This is a genomic window from Pseudomonas sp. TE31087 (assembly GCF_057284075.1).
The window spans coordinates 3,953,450-3,970,072 of sequence record NZ_JBXVNN010000001.1 but is presented as its reverse complement, the minus strand read 5'-3'; the positions used below and the strand labels follow the sequence as shown (position 1 = coordinate 3,970,072).

Annotated in this window: 17 protein-coding genes; 10 read left to right on the top strand and 7 right to left on the bottom strand. The window is 65.9% G+C overall.

The window, feature by feature from the left end; genetic code table 11:
* Window positions 1-79: 79 nt before the first annotated feature.
* Window positions 80-565 (bottom strand): twin-arginine translocation pathway signal protein, encoded by a 486-nt coding sequence (locus ACZ899_RS17860; protein WP_203648564.1) that lies wholly within the window; start codon window positions 563-565, stop codon window positions 80-82.
* A gap of 13 nt (window positions 566-578) precedes the next feature.
* Window positions 579-2,009: a coniferyl aldehyde dehydrogenase gene (locus ACZ899_RS17855; RefSeq protein WP_234562333.1), complete on the bottom strand. Its 1,431-nt coding sequence runs from the start codon at window positions 2,007-2,009 to the stop codon at window positions 579-581.
* A 146-nt stretch (window positions 2,010-2,155) separates the two neighbouring features.
* Between ACZ899_RS17855 and ACZ899_RS17850 the strand changes: the two genes are divergently transcribed.
* Window positions 2,156-2,821: a TetR/AcrR family transcriptional regulator gene (locus ACZ899_RS17850; protein ID WP_050707373.1), complete on the top strand. Its 666-nt coding sequence runs from the start codon at window positions 2,156-2,158 to the stop codon at window positions 2,819-2,821.
* A 35-nt stretch (window positions 2,822-2,856) separates the two neighbouring features.
* On the top strand, window positions 2,857-3,711 hold the full coding sequence (locus ACZ899_RS17845; RefSeq protein WP_234562332.1) for a sulfurtransferase: 855 nt from the start codon (window positions 2,857-2,859) through the stop codon (window positions 3,709-3,711).
* Between the two features lie 104 nt (window positions 3,712-3,815).
* Here the strand turns inward: ACZ899_RS17845 and ACZ899_RS17840 are convergent, their stop codons facing one another.
* The 4 genes from ACZ899_RS17840 to ACZ899_RS17825 are packed head-to-tail and all read right to left on the bottom strand — an operon-like array spanning window position 3,816 to window position 8,324.
* Window positions 3,816-4,808 (bottom strand): hydrolase, encoded by a 993-nt coding sequence (locus tag ACZ899_RS17840; protein ID WP_203648558.1) that lies wholly within the window; start codon window positions 4,806-4,808, stop codon window positions 3,816-3,818.
* A gap of 60 nt (window positions 4,809-4,868) precedes the next feature.
* Window positions 4,869-5,483 carry a 16S rRNA (guanine(966)-N(2))-methyltransferase RsmD gene (gene rsmD / locus ACZ899_RS17835; protein ID WP_203648556.1) on the bottom strand — a complete coding sequence of 205 codons (615 nt, stop codon included), beginning with the start codon at window positions 5,481-5,483 and terminating at the stop codon, window positions 4,869-4,871.
* On the bottom strand, window positions 5,483-6,976 hold the full coding sequence (locus ACZ899_RS17830) for a M16 family metallopeptidase (protein ID WP_234562105.1): 1,494 nt from the start codon (window positions 6,974-6,976) through the stop codon (window positions 5,483-5,485). The genes rsmD and ACZ899_RS17830 overlap by 1 nt, the downstream gene beginning before the upstream one ends.
* A complete protein-coding gene (locus ACZ899_RS17825) occupies window positions 6,969-8,324 on the bottom strand; it encodes a M16 family metallopeptidase (RefSeq protein ID WP_234562107.1) in 1,356 nt (451 codons plus the stop codon). The genes ACZ899_RS17830 and ACZ899_RS17825 overlap by 8 nt, the downstream gene beginning before the upstream one ends.
* Window positions 8,325-8,558: 234 nt before the next feature.
* On the opposite strand from ACZ899_RS17825, the gene ftsY reads away from it, so the two are divergent.
* The 4 genes from ftsY to rpoH all read left to right on the top strand — a co-directional run bounded on the left by ftsY (window position 8,559) and on the right by rpoH (window position 12,879).
* Window positions 8,559-10,220, top strand: a complete 1,662-nt coding sequence (gene ftsY, locus ACZ899_RS17820) for a signal recognition particle-docking protein FtsY (RefSeq protein WP_203648543.1) — start codon at window positions 8,559-8,561, stop codon at window positions 10,218-10,220.
* Window positions 10,217-10,888 carry a cell division ATP-binding protein FtsE gene (gene ftsE / locus ACZ899_RS17815; protein WP_011531723.1) on the top strand — a complete coding sequence of 224 codons (672 nt, stop codon included), beginning with the start codon at window positions 10,217-10,219 and terminating at the stop codon, window positions 10,886-10,888. Before ftsY ends, ftsE begins: the two co-directional genes overlap by 4 nt.
* Window positions 10,885-11,913, top strand: a complete 1,029-nt coding sequence (gene ftsX, locus ACZ899_RS17810; protein ID WP_232854892.1) for a permease-like cell division protein FtsX — start codon at window positions 10,885-10,887, stop codon at window positions 11,911-11,913. Before ftsE ends, ftsX begins: the two co-directional genes overlap by 4 nt.
* A gap of 111 nt (window positions 11,914-12,024) precedes the next feature.
* Entirely contained in the window at window positions 12,025-12,879 is an 855-nt protein-coding gene (gene rpoH, locus ACZ899_RS17805; RefSeq protein WP_050707365.1) for an RNA polymerase sigma factor RpoH, read from the top strand.
* A 154-nt stretch (window positions 12,880-13,033) separates the two neighbouring features.
* Here the strand turns inward: rpoH and mtgA are convergent, their stop codons facing one another.
* Window positions 13,034-13,744 carry a monofunctional biosynthetic peptidoglycan transglycosylase gene (mtgA, locus tag ACZ899_RS17800; RefSeq protein WP_028689133.1) on the bottom strand — a complete coding sequence of 237 codons (711 nt, stop codon included), beginning with the start codon at window positions 13,742-13,744 and terminating at the stop codon, window positions 13,034-13,036.
* A gap of 64 nt (window positions 13,745-13,808) precedes the next feature.
* On the opposite strand from mtgA, the gene ACZ899_RS17795 reads away from it, so the two are divergent.
* From ACZ899_RS17795 to trmB, 4 genes are all read left to right on the top strand, one after another.
* The gene (locus ACZ899_RS17795) at window positions 13,809-14,180 is read left to right on the top strand and encodes a DUF423 domain-containing protein (RefSeq protein WP_232854893.1); all 372 of its coding nucleotides are present in this window, start codon (window positions 13,809-13,811) and stop codon (window positions 14,178-14,180) included.
* Between the two features lie 102 nt (window positions 14,181-14,282).
* Window positions 14,283-14,483, top strand: a complete 201-nt coding sequence (gene thiS / locus ACZ899_RS17790) for a sulfur carrier protein ThiS (protein WP_232854894.1) — start codon at window positions 14,283-14,285, stop codon at window positions 14,481-14,483.
* A gap of 65 nt (window positions 14,484-14,548) precedes the next feature.
* A complete protein-coding gene (locus ACZ899_RS17785) occupies window positions 14,549-15,361 on the top strand; it encodes a thiazole synthase (protein WP_232854895.1) in 813 nt (270 codons plus the stop codon).
* Between the two features lie 9 nt (window positions 15,362-15,370).
* A complete protein-coding gene (gene trmB, locus ACZ899_RS17780) occupies window positions 15,371-16,093 on the top strand; it encodes a tRNA (guanosine(46)-N7)-methyltransferase TrmB (protein WP_234562109.1) in 723 nt (240 codons plus the stop codon).
* Window positions 16,094-16,623 lie beyond the last annotated feature (530 nt).

Below are 16,623 nucleotides of genomic sequence, written 5' to 3'. Positions count from 1 at the left end.
AAGCAGGCAGCGTTGTGCCTGGCACCGGCTTTGCCGGTGTTCGCGGGGCAAGCCCGCTCCTACAGGAGTATGTGACAGGTCAGACCTTCGGCGGCCCTGGATAGCCGCAGGCTGCCCAGGCCTCGGGGCGTTCGTACCAGGCCATGAGCAGCAGTTGCAGCAGCGAGGCATGGCCCTGGCGCAGCAGGTTCAGCGAACTGTCCCGCCAGCGTTCGAGAAAGCGGTCCAGCTCTGTATCCGTGGCGCCGGCCCAGCCGCCCCAGATGCCGGTCAGCGGCCCTCGAGTCAGCGGCAGGGTGAGCACGTCGAACAGTTGCCGGGTCAGCTTGAGCATGGCGGGCGACAGCGCCGCCAGCTTGTGGTCGAGGCTGTGCAGCACCAATTCGGTGGAAGCCAGGGTACCCGCCAGCACGACGGGTATCAGGGCCTGCAGCAGCGGCAGGTCGTCATCACGCAGGACCTGATAACCGGGCGAGGCCGCCTGCGGCGTACAGCCGACCAGGCTGGTTGCACCCAGGAACAGGCTGGCGCCGAAGCTGAACCTGAGCAGGTCGCGACGATGCATGAGGCGCCTGCGCTCAGCGGATGAACAGCTTGTAGACCAAGCGCTGCAAGGCTTTGCCATAGGGCGGGTAGATCGTCTTGGCGGCATTGATGCGCTGCTTGGCCAGCACGGCCTTGGCCTTGCTGAAGGTCAGGAAACCCTCGTGGCCATGGTAGTGGCCCATGCCGGACGGGCCGACGCCGCCGAACGGCAGGTCGTCCTGGGCCACATGCAGCAGGGTGTCGTTGAGGCAGACGCCGCCTGAGTGGGTGTCGCGCAGTACCCGTGCCTGCTCACCTTTGTCATAGCCGAAATAGTAGAGCGCCAGGGGCCGGGGGCGCTGGTTGATGTAGGCCAGGGCGTCGTCCAGGCGGTCGTAGGGCACCAGCGGCAGCAAAGGGCCGAAGATCTCGTCCTGCATCACCTGCATGCCGTCGTGCACCTGCAGCAGCAGGTGTGGCGGCAGATGGCGGCCCTGGCGGGGCTCGTCGGGGTAGAGGTCGAGCACCTGGGCGCCTTGCTCAAGGGCATCGTCGAGCAGGCGATTGAGGCGACCGAGCTGCCGCTCGTTGATGATCGCGCTGTAGTCGGGGTTGTCGGTCAGGCGCGGATAGAAGCGATGCACGGCGCGGCGGTAGGCATCGGCGAAGGCGTCCAGGCGTTCGCGGGGCACCAGCACGTAGTCGGGGGCGACGCAGGTCTGCCCGGCATTGAGGGTCTTGCCGAAGGCGATGCGTTCGGCGGCGGTGTCCAGCGGCACATCGGCCGAGACGATGGCCGGCGACTTGCCGCCCAGCTCCAGGGTCACCGGGGTGAGGTTCTGCGCGGCGGCCAGCATCACATGGCGGCCGACGCTGGTGGCACCGGTGAACAGCAGGTGGTCGAAAGGCAGGCGGGCGAAGGCCTGGCCGACCTCCACCTCGCCCAGTACTACACTGACCAGATCGCTGGGGAACACACGCCCGAGCAGGTCCTTGATGGCCTGCCCACTGGCAGGCGTGGACTCGCTGAGCTTGAGCATCACCCGGTTGCCGGCGGCCAGGGCGCCGGTCAGCGGGCCGATGGCGAGGAACAGCGGGTAGTTCCACGGCACGATGATCCCCACCACCCCCAGTGGCTGGTACTCGATCCGCGCGCTGGCGGGCTGGAAGGCCAGGCCGACCTTGCGCCGCGAGGCGCGCATCCAGTGGCCCAGCTGTTTTTCCGCATCGCGCAGGCCGAGGACCGACGGCATCAGCTCGGCGATCAGGGTCTCGTCGCGGCTGCGGCCGCTGAAGTCGGCGTCGATGGTCGCGATCAGCGTCTCCTGCTCGGCCAGCAGCGCCTCACGCAGGCTTTTCAGCCACTGCCGGCGTTGCGCGGCCGGGGGCATCGGGTTGTCGGCGAAGGCCCGACGCAGGGCGTCGAACGTCGCTTGCAGGTCGAGGTCGGATTGCACAGGGGGGAGGACGGCAGGCGAGGTCATGGCGGCTCCGGGGGGTGACAAGTGAATAGAGCATATACTCTAATTGGTACGATGGTGCACTCTTTTTCACCTGGCCGGCGGTGCACCCGACCTACGGGAAGCCGTAAGATGGGTCCGATCAATCAAGCTGGAGACTGGAGCTGAGCATGGCCCCGCGCATGAAGACCCGAGAGCGCATCGTGCAGAGCAGCCTGGAGCTGTTCAACCAGCAGGGCGAGCGTTGCGTCAGCACCAACCACATTGCCGCGCACATGGAAATCTCGCCCGGCAACCTGTACTACCACTTCCCCAACAAGCAGGCGATCATCGCCGTGCTGTTCAACCAGTACGAAGAACTGGTCGACAGCTTCCTGCGCCCGCCCCAGGGCCGCATCGCCACCGTCGAGGACAAGCGCTTCTACCTCAAGGCGCTGCTGGCGGCGATGTGGAACTACCGTTTCCTGCACCGTGACCTGGAGCACCTGCTCGACAGCGACCCGGAGCTGGCCGCCCGTTACCGGCGTTTCTCGCGGCGCTGCCTGCTGCAGGGGCAGGCGATCTACCGGGGCTTTGTCGAGGCTGGCATCCTGAGCATGGACGGCCCGCAGATCGAGTCGCTGACCATCAACGCGTGGATCGTGCTGACCTCCTGGGTGCGTTTTCTCAGCACCACCCGCGAGCATTGCGCGCACCTGGGTGAAGAAGCGTTCATGCGCGGCGTCTATCAGGTGGTGGTGCTGGAACTGGGGTATGTCACCCCAGGCTCGCGTGCCGCGGTGCAGGCGTTGTGCGATGAGTTCCACGTTCCGTTCAACCAGGCCCTGGAGCAGTGAACCGGGGTCTTCGAGCCATTCATCAGGAGATTGTCATGCCCCTTGCGCAACTGATCACCCCGCAACAGCTGGCCGAATGCCTGGACGCGCCCGGCCTGGTGATCCTCGATTGCCGCTTTGCCCTGGAGGACGTCGACTACGGCCAACGCAGCTATGCCGAGGGGCATATCGCCGGGGCGCATTTCGCCGACCTTGAGCGTGACCTGAGCGGGCCGGTGGTCAAGGGCCGCACGGGGCGTCACCCGTTGCCCGATCCGCAGCGGCTGGTGGAACGCCTGCGCGAGTGGGGTGTGGACAACGACAGCCAGGTGGTGCTCTACGACGATGGCCCCGGCGCCTTCGCCGCCCGCGCCTGGTGGCTGCTGGCCTGGCTGGGCAAGCGCGAGGCGGTGTTCATCCTCGACGGCGGCCTCAAGGCCTGGCACGCCGCCCACCTGCCGTTGAGCCTGGACCCGCCCGTGCGTCGCGAGGGGACGTTCAGCGGCGAGCCGGACATGAAGCTGCAGATCGACGCCACACACCTGGTCAAGCGCCTGGACGATCCGGCGCTGACCCTTATCGATGCCCGCGGGCTGCCGCGTTTCCGTGGCGAGGTGGAACCGATCGACCCGGTGGCCGGGCACATTCCGGGCGCCCAATGTGCGGCGTTCACCGACAATCTTGGCGCCGACGGGCGCTTCCTGCCGACCGACAAGCTGAAGCAGCGTTTTGCCGAAAAGCTGGCCGGTCGTTCGCCGGAGGATCTGGTGGCCTATTGCGGCTCTGGCGTGACGGCCTGCCACAACCTGTTTGCCCTGGCGCTCGCGGGGTATCCGCTGGGGCGGCTGTATGCCGGGTCGTGGAGTGAATGGATCAACGATCCGCAGCGTGGCGTGGCGACTGGCGAGTAATTCGTAACGTGGGAGCGGGCTTGCCCCGCGATGGGCCGGTGATGCCATCGCGGGGCAAGCCCGCTCCCACGAAGTCCTCTCTCAGCCCTGCTCCTGGATGAGGGCTAGCGCCCGTCCATCAGCCATTGCGGAATACGCCGTTCCAGGTAGTACCCCGGATTGCGCAGGCTGCCCTCGACGAATCCCACATGGCCACCGCGCTTGTGCAGTTCGAACTGCGTCAGGGGCGCCAGTTCATTCGCAGCCGGCAGGCTATGACCGAATACGAACGGATCATCGCTGGCATGGATGATCAGCGTCGGCGTACGGTTCTCTCCCAGGTAATAGCGGCTGGATGCCCGGCGGTAGTAGTCGTGGGCATCGCTGAAGCCATTGAGTGGCGCGGTCACCTTGCCATCGAAGTCCCAGAAGGTGCGCAGGTCATGCAATGGCCCCAGGCGGTCGAGGGTCGCCAGTCCTTCATGGTGGCCCTTGTCGCGAAAGTGCCGTTGCTTGTCCTGCACATACGCCAGCATCGCGCGCATGAAATGCGCCTGGTAGATCTTCGAGAAGCCCAGGCCGATGCGGTCGGCGCACTGGTCCAGGCGAAACGGCACCGAAACCGCCACCGCCGCTTCCAGCTGGCTGGCCGAGCCGCTTTCCCCCAGGTATTTGAGCAGCACATTGCCGCCCAGCGAGTAGCCCACGGCATACAACGGTGCCAGTGGCCGCTGCGCCCGCAGGTGACGGATGATCTCGGCCAGGTCTTCGCTGGCCCCGGAGTGGTAGCTGCGCGCCAGCAGGTTGGGCTCGCCCGAGCAGCCGCGCCAGTTCACCGCGACGCTGGCCCAGCCACGCCCCTGCAAGGCCAGTTGCAGGCCTTTGACGTAGGGCGAGTTGGACGAGCCGGTGAGGCCGTGGAGCACCAGCACCAACGGCGCGTCGGGTTGGTGTGGCCCGTGCCAGTCGAGGTCGAGGAAGTCGCCGTCGGCCAGCCACAGGCGCTCGCGGTTGCGCGGCAGGTCCGGGAGCTTGCGCCACAGAGGCCCCCACAGTGTCTGCAGGTGGGGGTTGGACAGGCCGGTGGCCGGGCGGAAGGTGGCGGTGAGGCTGGGCATGCTGGGCGACTCGTGGTGTGCCTGCCTAGAGTGCCATGAAACACCGCCGCTGTACCTGCGCTATTGGTCTGTGCCCGCTCGTTGCCACAACGCGTAGTGCACCTGACCGGTCTTCTTCTCGCGGTGCAGGCGCCAGTTGCCTGGCATCGGCAGCGAAGAGGGCACGGCTTCGCTTTCGGTGTAGATCCACGCCTGCTCGCGCAGCCACTGGCCCTGCTCCAGCAGGTTGCAGGTGTTGGCCAGCAGCTCCTGGTGGAACGGCGGGTCGAGGAACACCACGTCGAACTGTTGCTTGGCCGGGCCTTGAAGGTAGCGCAGGGCGTCGGTCTGCAGGATCTGCCCGCGCGGGCAGCGCAGCAGCTCAAGGTTGTTCTTGAGATTGGCGATGGCCGTTGGGTTGCTGTCCAGCGCCACGGCGTTTTCGGCGCCGCGGGACAGCGCCTCGAGCACCAGCGCGCCGCTGCCGGTGAAGGCATCGAGCACCAGGGCGCCTTCGATATGTGGCGCCAGCCAGTTGAACAGGGTCTCGCGCACACGGTCAGGCGTCGGTCGCAGGCCTTCGCCTTCCGGCACGGCCAGGCGGCGGCTGCGCCACTCGCCAGCGATGATGCGCAGCTGGCCGGGGCCCTTGCTGGCGCCCGGTGCCGGGCGCGCTGGGGTGTTGGGTCTTGCCATTAGTGCTCCGGTACGCCGAGCGGTTGCTCGGCGGGTTTGTCAGTGGGGGCCGGCAGGGGCTGCTGGGCCACCTTCGGGCCGACGGTGACGATCACCAGCTTGTCCGCCGCCAGATGCTTGTTCATGGCGGCCTTGACCTGCTCGACGGTCAGCGCCTGGGATTGCTGCATGAAATCTTCCAGCCAGCTCAGCGGCAGGTTGTAGAAGCCGATCGCGCCCAGTTGGCCGACGATGCTGGCATTGCTGGCGTTGGACAGCGGGAAGCTGCCGGCCAGTTCGCGCTTGGCATCGTCCAGCTCCTGCTGGGTCGGGCCGCTCTTGAGGTAGTCGGCAAGGATGTCCTGCACAAGCTTGAGCGTGCCCTCGCTGAGTTCGGCGCGGGTCTGCAGGTTGATCATGAACGGGCCGCGTACCTGCATCGGGCTGAACACCGAGTACACGCCGTAGGTCAGGCCGCGTTTTTCGCGGACTTCGCTCATCAGGCGGGTACCGAAGGCGCCGCCACCGAGGATCTGGTTGCCCAGCGACAGGGCCGGCCAGTCCGGATCGTTACGGTCGATGCCCAGCTCGGCCAGCATCAGGTGGGTCTGCTTGGACGGGAAATCGATGTGGGTCGCACCCGGCTTGGGCTCGACCGGTTGCTCGGGCTTGGCCAGGGCCGGGCCTTTTGGCAGCCCGGCGGAGACCTGGGCGGCAATGGCTTCGGCTTCGCCGCGGCTGAGGTCGCCGACCAGGGCGATCACCGCGTTACCGGCCGCGTAGGCCTTGGCGTGGAAGCCGCGCAGCTGTTCCAGGGTAATGCCCGGGATGGTTTCGGCGGTGCCGTCGCTGGGGCTGGCGTAAGGGTGTTTGCCGTAGAGGTTGGCGAACAGGGTCTTGCCGGCGATCTTGCCCGGGTTCTGCTTCTCGTACTCGAAACCGGCCAGCAGCTGGTTCTTGATGCGCTTGAGGGCATCCTCGGGGAAGGTCGGCTGGCCCACCACCTCGGTGAACAGCCTCAGCGCCGGCTCGCGCTTGTCGCTGGCGCTGAGGCTGCGCAGCGACGCCACGGCCATGTCGCGGTACGAACCGTTGCCGAAGTCGGCGCCCAGGCCTTCGAAGCCCTCGGCGATGGCGGTAACGTCCTTGCCGGCCACGCCTTCGTTGAGCATGGCGTTGGTCAGGGTGGCCAGGCCCGGGGTGCCGCCGTCCTGGCTGCTGCCGGCGGCGAAGGTCACGCGCAGGTCGAACATCGGCAGCTCGCGGGCCTCGACGAACAGCACGCGGGCGCCTTCGGCGGTGGTCCAGTGCTGGATGTTCAACTGACGCCGGCTGGGGGCCTTGCCGTCCAGTTCGGCCAGCGATTGCAGGGTGTTGGATGGGCGGGCCGCGGTGTCCGCCTTGCCTTGGCTGTCGGACTGGGCCGGGCGCGCCAACAGCACGGCGACGGCCACCACCAGCACGATGATCGCCAGGCCGAACAGGGTGTAGCGCGGTGCGCTGCGATCACTCATGAGCGGACTCCTCGGGCAGTACATGGGCAACGCTCAGGCGTTCGCGGGTGAAATAGGTGCGGGCGGCGGCCTGGATGTCCTCCGGGGTCACGCGCTTGAGGTCGTCGAGCTCGCTGTCTATCAGCTTCCACGACAGGCCGACGGTCTCCAGCTGGCCGATGGTGGTGGCCTGGCTGCTGATGGAGTCGCGGTCATAGACCAGGCCGGCGATCACCTGGGCGCGCACGCGTTCGAGTTCTTCCGCGGTCGGTGGCGTGGTCTTGAGTTCGTCGAGCAGCTGCCAGATGCCTTTCTCCACTTCGGCCAGGGTCTTGTGCTTCTGCACGTTGGGCGTGGCCGAGATCATGAACAGGCTGTCACCGCGGGTGAAGGCGTTGTAGCTGGACGAGGCGCCGGCCACCAGTTCCTGGCCGCGCTCCAGGCGCGCCGGCATGCGGGCGCTGTAGCCGCCGTCGAGCAGGGCCGAGATCAGGCGCAGGGCGTTGACGCTGCGCGGGTCCTTGGCCGTGGCCAGGGCCGGTACGTTGAAGCCGTAGACCAGGCTGGGCAGTTGCGTGCGCAGGTGCAGGGTGAGCTGGCGCAGGCCCGGCTCGGCCAGCTCCAGCGGCAACTTGCTTGGCGGCACGGCGCGCTTGGGGATGGGGCCGAAGTACTTCTGCGCGAGGGCTTTCACCTCGTCGGGCTTGACGTCGCCGACCACCACCAGGGTGGCATTGTTCGGTGCGTACCAGGACTCGTACCAGTGGCGCAGTTCATCGACCTTCATGCGCTCGAGGTCGGCCATCCAGCCGATGGTCGGGGTGTGGTAGCCGCTGGCCGGGTAGGCCATGGCGCGGAACAGCTCGAAGGCCTTGGCGTTGGGCTGGTCGTCGGTGCGCAGGCGGCGTTCTTCCTTGATCACCTCGATTTCGCGGCTGAACTCGTCGGCCGGCAGGCGCAGGCTGGCCAGGCGGTCGGCCTCCAGCTCGAAGGCAACCGGCAGGCGGTCACGGGCCAGCACCTGATAGTAGGCGGTGTAGTCGTCGCTGGTGAAGGCGTTCTCCTCGGCACCGAGATCGCGCAGGATGCGCGAGGCCTCGCCGGGGCCGAGCTTGGCGCTGCCCTTGAACATCATGTGCTCCAGGGCGTGGGACAGGCCGGTCTGGCCCGGCGTCTCGTAGCTGGAGCCGACCTTGTACCAGATCTGCGAAACCACCACCGGCGCACGGTGGTCCTCGCGCACGACCACCTTCAGGCCGTTGTCGAGGATGAATTCGTGGGTGGGTTGCACATCGGCGGCGAAGGCCGCCAGCGGCAGGCACAACGTGCCGAGCAACAGGCCAGCGGCGCGGCGGGCTAGAGCATTCATACGGTGTTCAACCTGTTCGGCGGCCCGCTTGGGTTTAGCGTCGGCGGGCCAGGAGGTGCTAGGATACTGATCCGGTTGCCTGGCGACCATGCCTGTCGCCGTTCTGGCCCGCAGGCCCTTACGACAAAACGTTGCGCATGAACCCGCTGGCTTCACAGTAGTCTGTTCTGCGTGACCCAAGAATTCCCGATGCACCACTGCTGGCGCATCGCTACCCTGAGATAGCCGTCTTCCATGTTTGGTTCCAACGACGACAAAAAAGCGCCGGCCGCGGCTGGCGAGAAGAAAGGCCTGTTCAGCTGGTTCCGCAAGAAGCCGGAGCAACCTGTCGCCGAACAGCCGCAAGCCCCCCAACCGCCCGCTGAGGCGCCGGTGGTACAGCCGCCTCCCGCCGAGCAGCCCGCTCCGCTGGCCGAGGCACCCCAGCCTGCGCCGGTAAGCGCGCCGGCCGAGCCGGAGCCCGCCGCTGCGCCGCTGACCGCACCGGTGGTCGAAACACCTCAGCCTGTGCCGGTGGAAGTCCCGGTCGAGCCTGTCCAGACGGCCGAACCTGAGCCTGCCGCTGCGCCTCAGGCGCCGCAGCCCGCTGTAGTGCTCGAAGCACCCCAGTCTGTGCCGGCAGAAGTCCCGGCCGAGCCTGCCGCGGTGCCTCAGACGCCACAGCCTCCTGTGGGAGCGGGCTTGCCCGCGAATGCGTCGGACCTGTCAACGGTTGTGCCCGAGCCAACACCGCCTGCGCCTGTAAGCAACCTGGTGCTGCCGGTCGCGGAAGAGCCGGTGGCGCTGGTGCCTGACCTGGAACCCAAGGTCCCGCCGGCTATCCCTGAGCGCCAGCCCCCTGAGGTGGTGGTGCCCGAGCCAGCACCGGTGGTGATTGCCCCTGTGGTCGAGCCTGAGCCAGAAGCGCCTGTCGCCCCCGCTCCGGCTGCCGTGGAACCCGCTCCAGTCGCAGCCGAACCCGCCAAAACAGGCTTCTTCGCCCGCCTCAAGCAGGGCCTGTCGAAGACCAGCGCCAGCATCGGCGAGGGCATGGCCAGCCTGTTCCTGGGCAAGAAGGTCATTGACGACGACCTGCTCGACGAGATCGAGACCCGCCTGCTGACCGCCGACGTCGGCGTCGAGGCCACCTCGACCATCGTCCAGAACCTGACGCAGAAGGTCGCCCGCAAACAGTTGGCCGACGCCGATGCCCTGTACAAGTCGCTGCAGGACGAACTGGCCGCTTTGCTGCGCCCGGTCGAGCAACCGCTGAAGATCGAGGCGCAGAACAAGCCCTATGTGATCCTGGTGGTCGGCGTGAACGGCGCCGGCAAGACCACCACCATCGGTAAGCTGGCCAAGAAGCTGCAGCTCGAAGGCAAGAAGGTCATGCTCGCCGCCGGCGACACCTTCCGCGCCGCGGCGGTGGAGCAGCTGCAGGTCTGGGGCGAGCGCAACCAGATCCCGGTGATCGCCCAGCACACCGGAGCCGACTCGGCCTCGGTGATCTTCGACGCCGTGCAGGCCGCCAAGGCCCGGGGCGTCGATGTGCTGATCGCCGACACCGCCGGCCGCCTGCACACCAAGGACAACCTGATGGAGGAGCTGAAGAAGGTCCGTCGGGTGATCGGCAAGCTCGACGCCGATGCGCCCCACGAGGTGCTGCTGGTGCTCGATGCCGGTACCGGGCAGAACGCCATCAGCCAGGCCAAGTACTTCAACCAGAGCGTCGAGCTGACCGGCCTGGCCCTGACCAAGCTGGACGGCACCGCCAAGGGCGGCGTCATCTTCGCCCTGGCCAAGCAGTTCAATATCCCGATCCGCTTCATCGGTGTGGGCGAGGGTATCGACGACCTGCGCACCTTCGAGGCCGAACCCTTCGTCAAGGCGCTGTTCGCCGAGCGGGAACCTTCATGATCCGATTCGAACAGGTAGCCAAGCGCTATCCCAACGGCCACGTCGGCCTGCACGAACTGAGCTTCCGGGCGCGTCGTGGCGAGTTCCTGTTCGTCACCGGCCACTCCGGCGCCGGCAAGAGCACCCTGCTGCGCCTGCTGCTGGCCATGGAGCGTCCGACCAGCGGCAAGCTGCTTTTGGCCGGGCAGGACCTGGGCCAGATCAGCAACGCGCAGATCCCGTTCCTGCGCCGTCAGATCGGCGTGGTGTTCCAGAACCACCAGCTGCTGTTCGACCGCACGGTGTTCAACAACATCGCCCTGCCGCTGCAGATCCTCGGGCTGTCCAAGGCCGAAATCGCCAAGCGCGTGGATTCGGCGCTGGAGCGCGTGTCGCTGAGCGACAAGGGCGAGCTGTTCCCGGCCGACCTGTCCACCGGCCAGCAGCAGCGCGTGGGCATTGCCCGCGCCATCGTCCACCAGCCGGCCCTGCTGCTGGCGGACGAGCCCACCGGTAACCTCGACCCGCGCCTGGCCGCCGAGATCATGGGCGTGTTCGAGGACATCAATCGCCTGGGTACCACGGTATTGATCGCCAGCCACGACCTGGCGCTGATCGCGCGCATGCGCCACCGCATGCTGACGCTGCAACGCGGCCGCTTGATCGGCGATGGGGAGGCCGGGCAATGAGCACCACACGTACACCAAAGGTTTCCGAGCGCGTGGCGCCGAAAGCCGCCGACCCACAACCGACGAAGAAAAAGCGTGGCGATCACGACGACGATGGCCCGGACTTCAGCACCCTGCTGCACGCCTGGCTGGAAAGCCACCGCGCCAGCCTGGCCGACAGCCTGCGCCGACTGGGCAAGCAGCCGATCGGCAGTTTCTTCACCTGCCTGGTGATGGCCGTGGCGCTGAGCATGCCCATGGGCCTGTCGCTGTTGCTGAAGAACGTCGAGAAACTCGGCGGTTCCTGGCAGCGCGCGGCGCAGATCTCGCTGTACCTCAAGCTCGACGCCAGCAGCCGCGACGGCGAGGCGCTGCGTGACGAGATCAAGGGCATGCCCGGCGTCGCCGAGGCCCAGTACGTCAGCCGCGAGCAGGCACTGGAAGAGTTCCAGCAGCAGTCGGGCCTGGGCGAGGCGCTGCGCGAGTTGCCGGACAACCCGCTGCCGGGCGTGGTGGTGGTGACCCCGACCGAGGTCGACAAGCCCGCCCTGGAGGCCTTGCGTCAGCGCCTGTCCGAGTTGCCGCGGGTGGAAGCGGCGCAGCTGGACCTGGTGTGGGTCGAGCGCCTGGCGGCAATCCTCAAGCTGGGTGACCGGTTCGTCTTCGGCCTGGCGGTGATGCTGATTTCTGCTCTGTTGTTAGTAATCGGTAACACAATTCGTCTACATATCGAAAACCGCCGGGTCGAGATCGAAGTGATCAAGCTCGTCGGTGGCACCGACAGCTACGTGCGCCGGCCTTTCCTGTACATGGGCGCGCTGTACGGCCTGGGTGCGGGCGTGCTGGCCTGGGGCATCCTGGCGTTCGGCCTGAACTGGCTGAATGACGCGGTGGTCGGGCTATCCGGCCTGTATGGCAGTGATTTCGCCCTGGGTGGCGTGCCGGCCTCGGATGGCCTTTCACTCTTGATCGGGGCGGTGCTGTTAGGGTATATCGGTGCATGGATCGCCGTTGCTCGTCACCTGAACGAGCTCGCGCCGCGATAAATGTTTCATGGCCAGTATTGACAAATTTTTCATCCTGGAACTTGTACAACGGTTCCTTGTCTATGCTGGCAGTGCCCACAAGGCACGAGTCTGTAAGCCGGAGGTACTTGAATGACCACATCGTTGCAACCTGCCTATGCCCTGGTTCCCGGTGCAAACCTGGAAGCCTACGTGCACACGGTCAACAGCATCCCCTTGCTGTCGCCGGAGCAGGAGCGTGATCTGGGCGAGCGTCTCTACTATGAGCAGGATCTCGAGGCCGCTCGTCAAATGGTGATGGCCCACCTGCGTTTCGTCGTACACATCGCCCGTAGCTACGCAGGCTACGGACTGGCCCAGGCCGACCTGATCCAGGAAGGCAACGTCGGCCTGATGAAGGCGGTAAAGCGTTTCAACCCGGAAATGGGCGTGCGTCTGGTGTCCTTCGCGGTGCACTGGATCAAGGCCGAGATCCACGAGTTCATCCTGCGCAACTGGCGCATCGTCAAGGTGGCCACCACCAAGGCCCAGCGCAAGCTGTTCTTCAACCTGCGCAGCCAGAAGAAGCGCCTGGCCTGGCTGAACAACGACGAAGTGCATCGCGTGGCCGAAAGCCTCGGCGTCGAGCCCCGTGAAGTGCGCGAGATGGAAAGCCGCCTGAGCGGCCAGGACATGGCCTTCGACCCGGCGGCCGAAGCCGACGACGACAGCGCCTTCCAGTCGCCCGCGCATTACCTGGAAGACCACCGCTACGACCCGGCCGTGCAGCTGGAGGACGCCGATTGGAGCGACAACTCCACCAGCAACCTGCATGAAGCGCTGCAAGGTCTGGACGATCGCAGTCGCGATATCCTCTACCAGCGCTGGTTGGCCGAGGAAAAGGCCACGCTGCATGAGCTGGCGGAGAAGTACAGCGTTTCGGCCGAGCGTATTCGCCAGCTGGAGAAGAACGCGATGAACAAGGTCAAGGCACTGATCGCGATCTGATCGGCGCCTGGCTGGAGTGAAAAAGCCGCTGTTCTCGCAAGAGACAGCGGCTTTTTCGTGTGTTGTGGCGCGTGGGAGCGGGCTTGCCCCGCGATGGCGATGCGGCGATGAATCGTCTATCGCGGGGCAAGCCCGCTCCCACGAAAGCCAGGCCTCAAAGCCTGCGCGAAGTATCCAGCTGCATCAGGTAGCTCGGCCCACCCAGCTGGCTCATCTGCCGGCGAATCCACCCTGCCCGGCTCGCCACATAGGCGCTTGGCCGGCTGGCACTCCACTTGATCGGACTCGGCAGCACCGCTGCGAGCTGTGCGGCCTGTTGTCGCGTCAGGCGGCTGGCGTCCACGCCAAAGTGGTAGCGTGCCGCGGCCTGGGCACCGAACACGCCCTTGCCCCACTCGGCGCTGTTCAGGTAGACCTCGAGAATCCGCTCCTTTGACCAGAACAGCTCAATCAGCGCGGTGAACCAGGCTTCCAAACCCTTGCGCAACCAGCTGCGCCCGGACCACAGGAACAGGTTCTTGGCCACCTGCTGGGTCAGGGTGCTGGCGCCACGGACCTTGCCACCACGCTCGTTGTAGGCCAGCGCCGCCTGTATGGCTGGGATGTCGAAGCCCCAGTGGCTGGCGAACTTCTGGTCCTCGCCGGCAATGACTGCGACCTTGAGCTCGTCGGAGATGTCCTCCCAGGGCGTCCAGTCGCGTTGCAGGTCGATGGGCTCGCCGCTGAACCACGACTCCACCTTGCGCTCGACCATCAGCGCGGTGCCGGGCGGTGGAACCCAGCGCAGCACCAGGACCACGGCGGCGCTGCCGGCGGCGAACCAGAGCAGGGCGCGGGAAAGGCGGCGCAGAAGAGATGACAGCATGGTGATGGCTTGGCCGGACCGTTGGAACGGGCCATTATACAGACCCCTCCCGAGGAGTCGTCCCATGCTTCGCAGCTTCCTGATGCTCGCCGCGTTCTTCGGCTTTACCGGCGTCGCCCTCGGCGCCTTCGCCGCCCATGGCCTGAAGAGCCGTCTCAGCGCCGACTACCTGGCGATTTTCCACACTGGCGTGACCTACCAGCTGGTGCACGCCCTGGCGATCCTCGCGGTGGCGGTGCTCTCGGCACACCTGCCGGGGCGCCTGGTCGGCTGGGCCGGCGGTCTGTTCGCCGTGGGTATCCTGCTGTTCTCCGGTAGCCTCTACGTACTGACCCTGAGCGGCCTGGGCAAGCTCGGCATGATCACCCCGCTGGGTGGCCTGTGCTTCCTTGCCGGTTGGTTGTGCCTGGGCCTGGCCGCCTGGCGCCTGGGCTGACCGAACGGTCCACAATCGCGACTAATGGCGTGCGTCGCCCTTGGGTTGAGGGGTGGATCGGCGCTAGAATGCGGGCCCCAAAGAACAATGGTGGCCGTGCGCATGCGCATTCAATTGAACGGTGAACCTTACGAACTGCCCGAGGGCGAGAGCGTCGCGGCGCTGCTGGGCCGGCTGGAGCTGGCCGGTCGCCGGGTGGCGGTGGAACTGAACCTGGACATCGTGCCGCGCAGCCAGCACGAGAACACGCGATTGAGCGAAGGCGACCAGGTCGAAGTGGTTCATGCCATTGGCGGTGGTTGAGCGCGTTCCGCCGATTCATCCGGCCGATTCATCCAAAGTCCCGTAACCTTTCCAGAGGAACATCGATGAGCAACGTTCGCAGCGACAAGCCTTTCGTCCTGGCCGGGCGCACTTTCCAGTCGCGCCTGCTGGTCGGCACCGGCAAGTACCGTGACATGGAGGAAACCCGCCTGGCCACCGAGGCCTCGGGTGCCGAAATCGTCACCGTGGCCGTGCGTCGCACCAACCTCGGCCAGAACGCGGGCGAGCCGAACCTGCTCGATGTGCTGTCGCCCGACAAGTACACCATCCTGCCGAACACCGCGGGCTGCTTCGATGCGGTCGAGGCGGTGCGTACCTGCCGCCTGGCCCGTGAGCTGCTCGACGGCCACAAGTCCCACGAGGAGCGGACGCTGGTGAAGCTGGAAGTGCTGGCCGACCAGAAGACCCTGTTCCCCAACGTGATCGAAACCCTCAAGGCCGCCGAAGTGCTGGTCAAGGACGGCTTCGATGTGATGGTCTACACCAGCGATGACCCGATCATCGCCCGCCAGCTGGCCGAAGCCGGCTGCATCGCCGTCATGCCGCTGGCCGGCCTGATCGGCACCGGCCTGGGTATCTGCAACCCCTACAACCTGCAGATCATCCTCGAGGAATCCAAGGTGCCGGTGCTGGTCGATGCCGGCGTGGGGACCGCCTCCGACGCCACCATCGCCATGGAGATGGGCTGCGAGGCGGTGCTGATGAACTCGGCCATCGCCCACGCCCAGCACCCGGTGCTGATGGCCGAGGCCATGAAGCACGCCATCCTTGCCGGCCGCATGGCGTATCTCGCCGGGCGCATGCCGAAGAAACTCTATGCCAGCGCGTCCTCGCCGCTGGAAGGTCTGATCAAGTAAGAGCCCCAGATGACTGAATCGCAAGAAACGCCGATCACCGAAGACGGCGAAGCCCGCCCGCACCGCCGCATCAAGAGTTTCGTGATGCGTGCCGGGCGCATGACCGAAGGCCAGCAACGCGGCCTGGAGCAGGGCGGCCCGCTGTTCATCCTGCCGTTGACCGACAGCCCGGTAGACTACGATCAGGTGTTCGGCCGTTCGGCGCCGCGCACCTTGGAGATCGGCTTCGGCATGGGCCATTCGCTGCTGGAGATGGCCGCTGCCTCGCCCGAGCTGGACTTCATCGGTGTCGAAGTGCACCGTCCGGGTGTCGGCGCGTTGCTAAATGGCGTGCTGACCCAGGGCCTGAAGAACCTGCGAGTGTACGACTGTGATGCCATCGAGGTGCTCAACCGCTGTGTGGCCGACAACAGCCTCGACCGGCTGATGTTGTTCTTCCCGGATCCGTGGCACAAGGCGCGTCATCACAAGCGCCGGATCGTTCAACTGGAGTTCGCCGAGCTGGTGCGCCGCAAGCTCAAGCCCGGTGGCGTATTCCACATGGCGACCGACTGGGAGCCCTATGCCGAGTACATGCTGGAAGTGATGAGCGCAGCGCCCGGCTATCGCAACCAGGCGGCTGATGGCGCCTACGTGCCGCGTCCGCAAGAGCGTCCGATCACCAAGTTCGAGCGTCGCGGAGAGCGCCTTGGGCATGGGGTATGGGACTTGAAATTCGAGAAGGTGAGCTGAGCCGGGTTCGTTCGGAGCAGCCCTTCAGACCTGCGAAATTGCAGGTACAAAAAAACCGCCTTGAGAAGGGCGGTTTTTTTATGCGGGCTTCGGGTCACGAATCCTCAACCTGCGTGTTTCAGTTTCACTGGAGACAGTTCACGGTTCAAATACTAGGGTTGCCTGGAGGTTGCGTCAATCGTGGAAATATCCAGCATTACGTGTGACTGGGCGAGTAACAGCTTCACCTTTTCAGAAAGCGTAAGATCACGCCGCTCTCATGTGATTCTTTCCAGTGTCGGGCCGGGAACGAATTCAATCCGTTGTCTCGGCCCCTTCGACGCGGCCCACGAACCGCGCCGGTGGAGTTTTCGAAGGGCCATCCACCTGGCCGCTTCACTGGAGATGGTTCACACGATTTCCGAAGGCGTCGAAGTGCCGGTCAGACGCTGGAAGATTGGCCCAGCCAACACGGAGGCCAAGGCATATGAAGCGTTTGCTGAATACGCTGAGCCGCGTCTGGAAACTGGTTCGGATCCTGATTGTGTTCA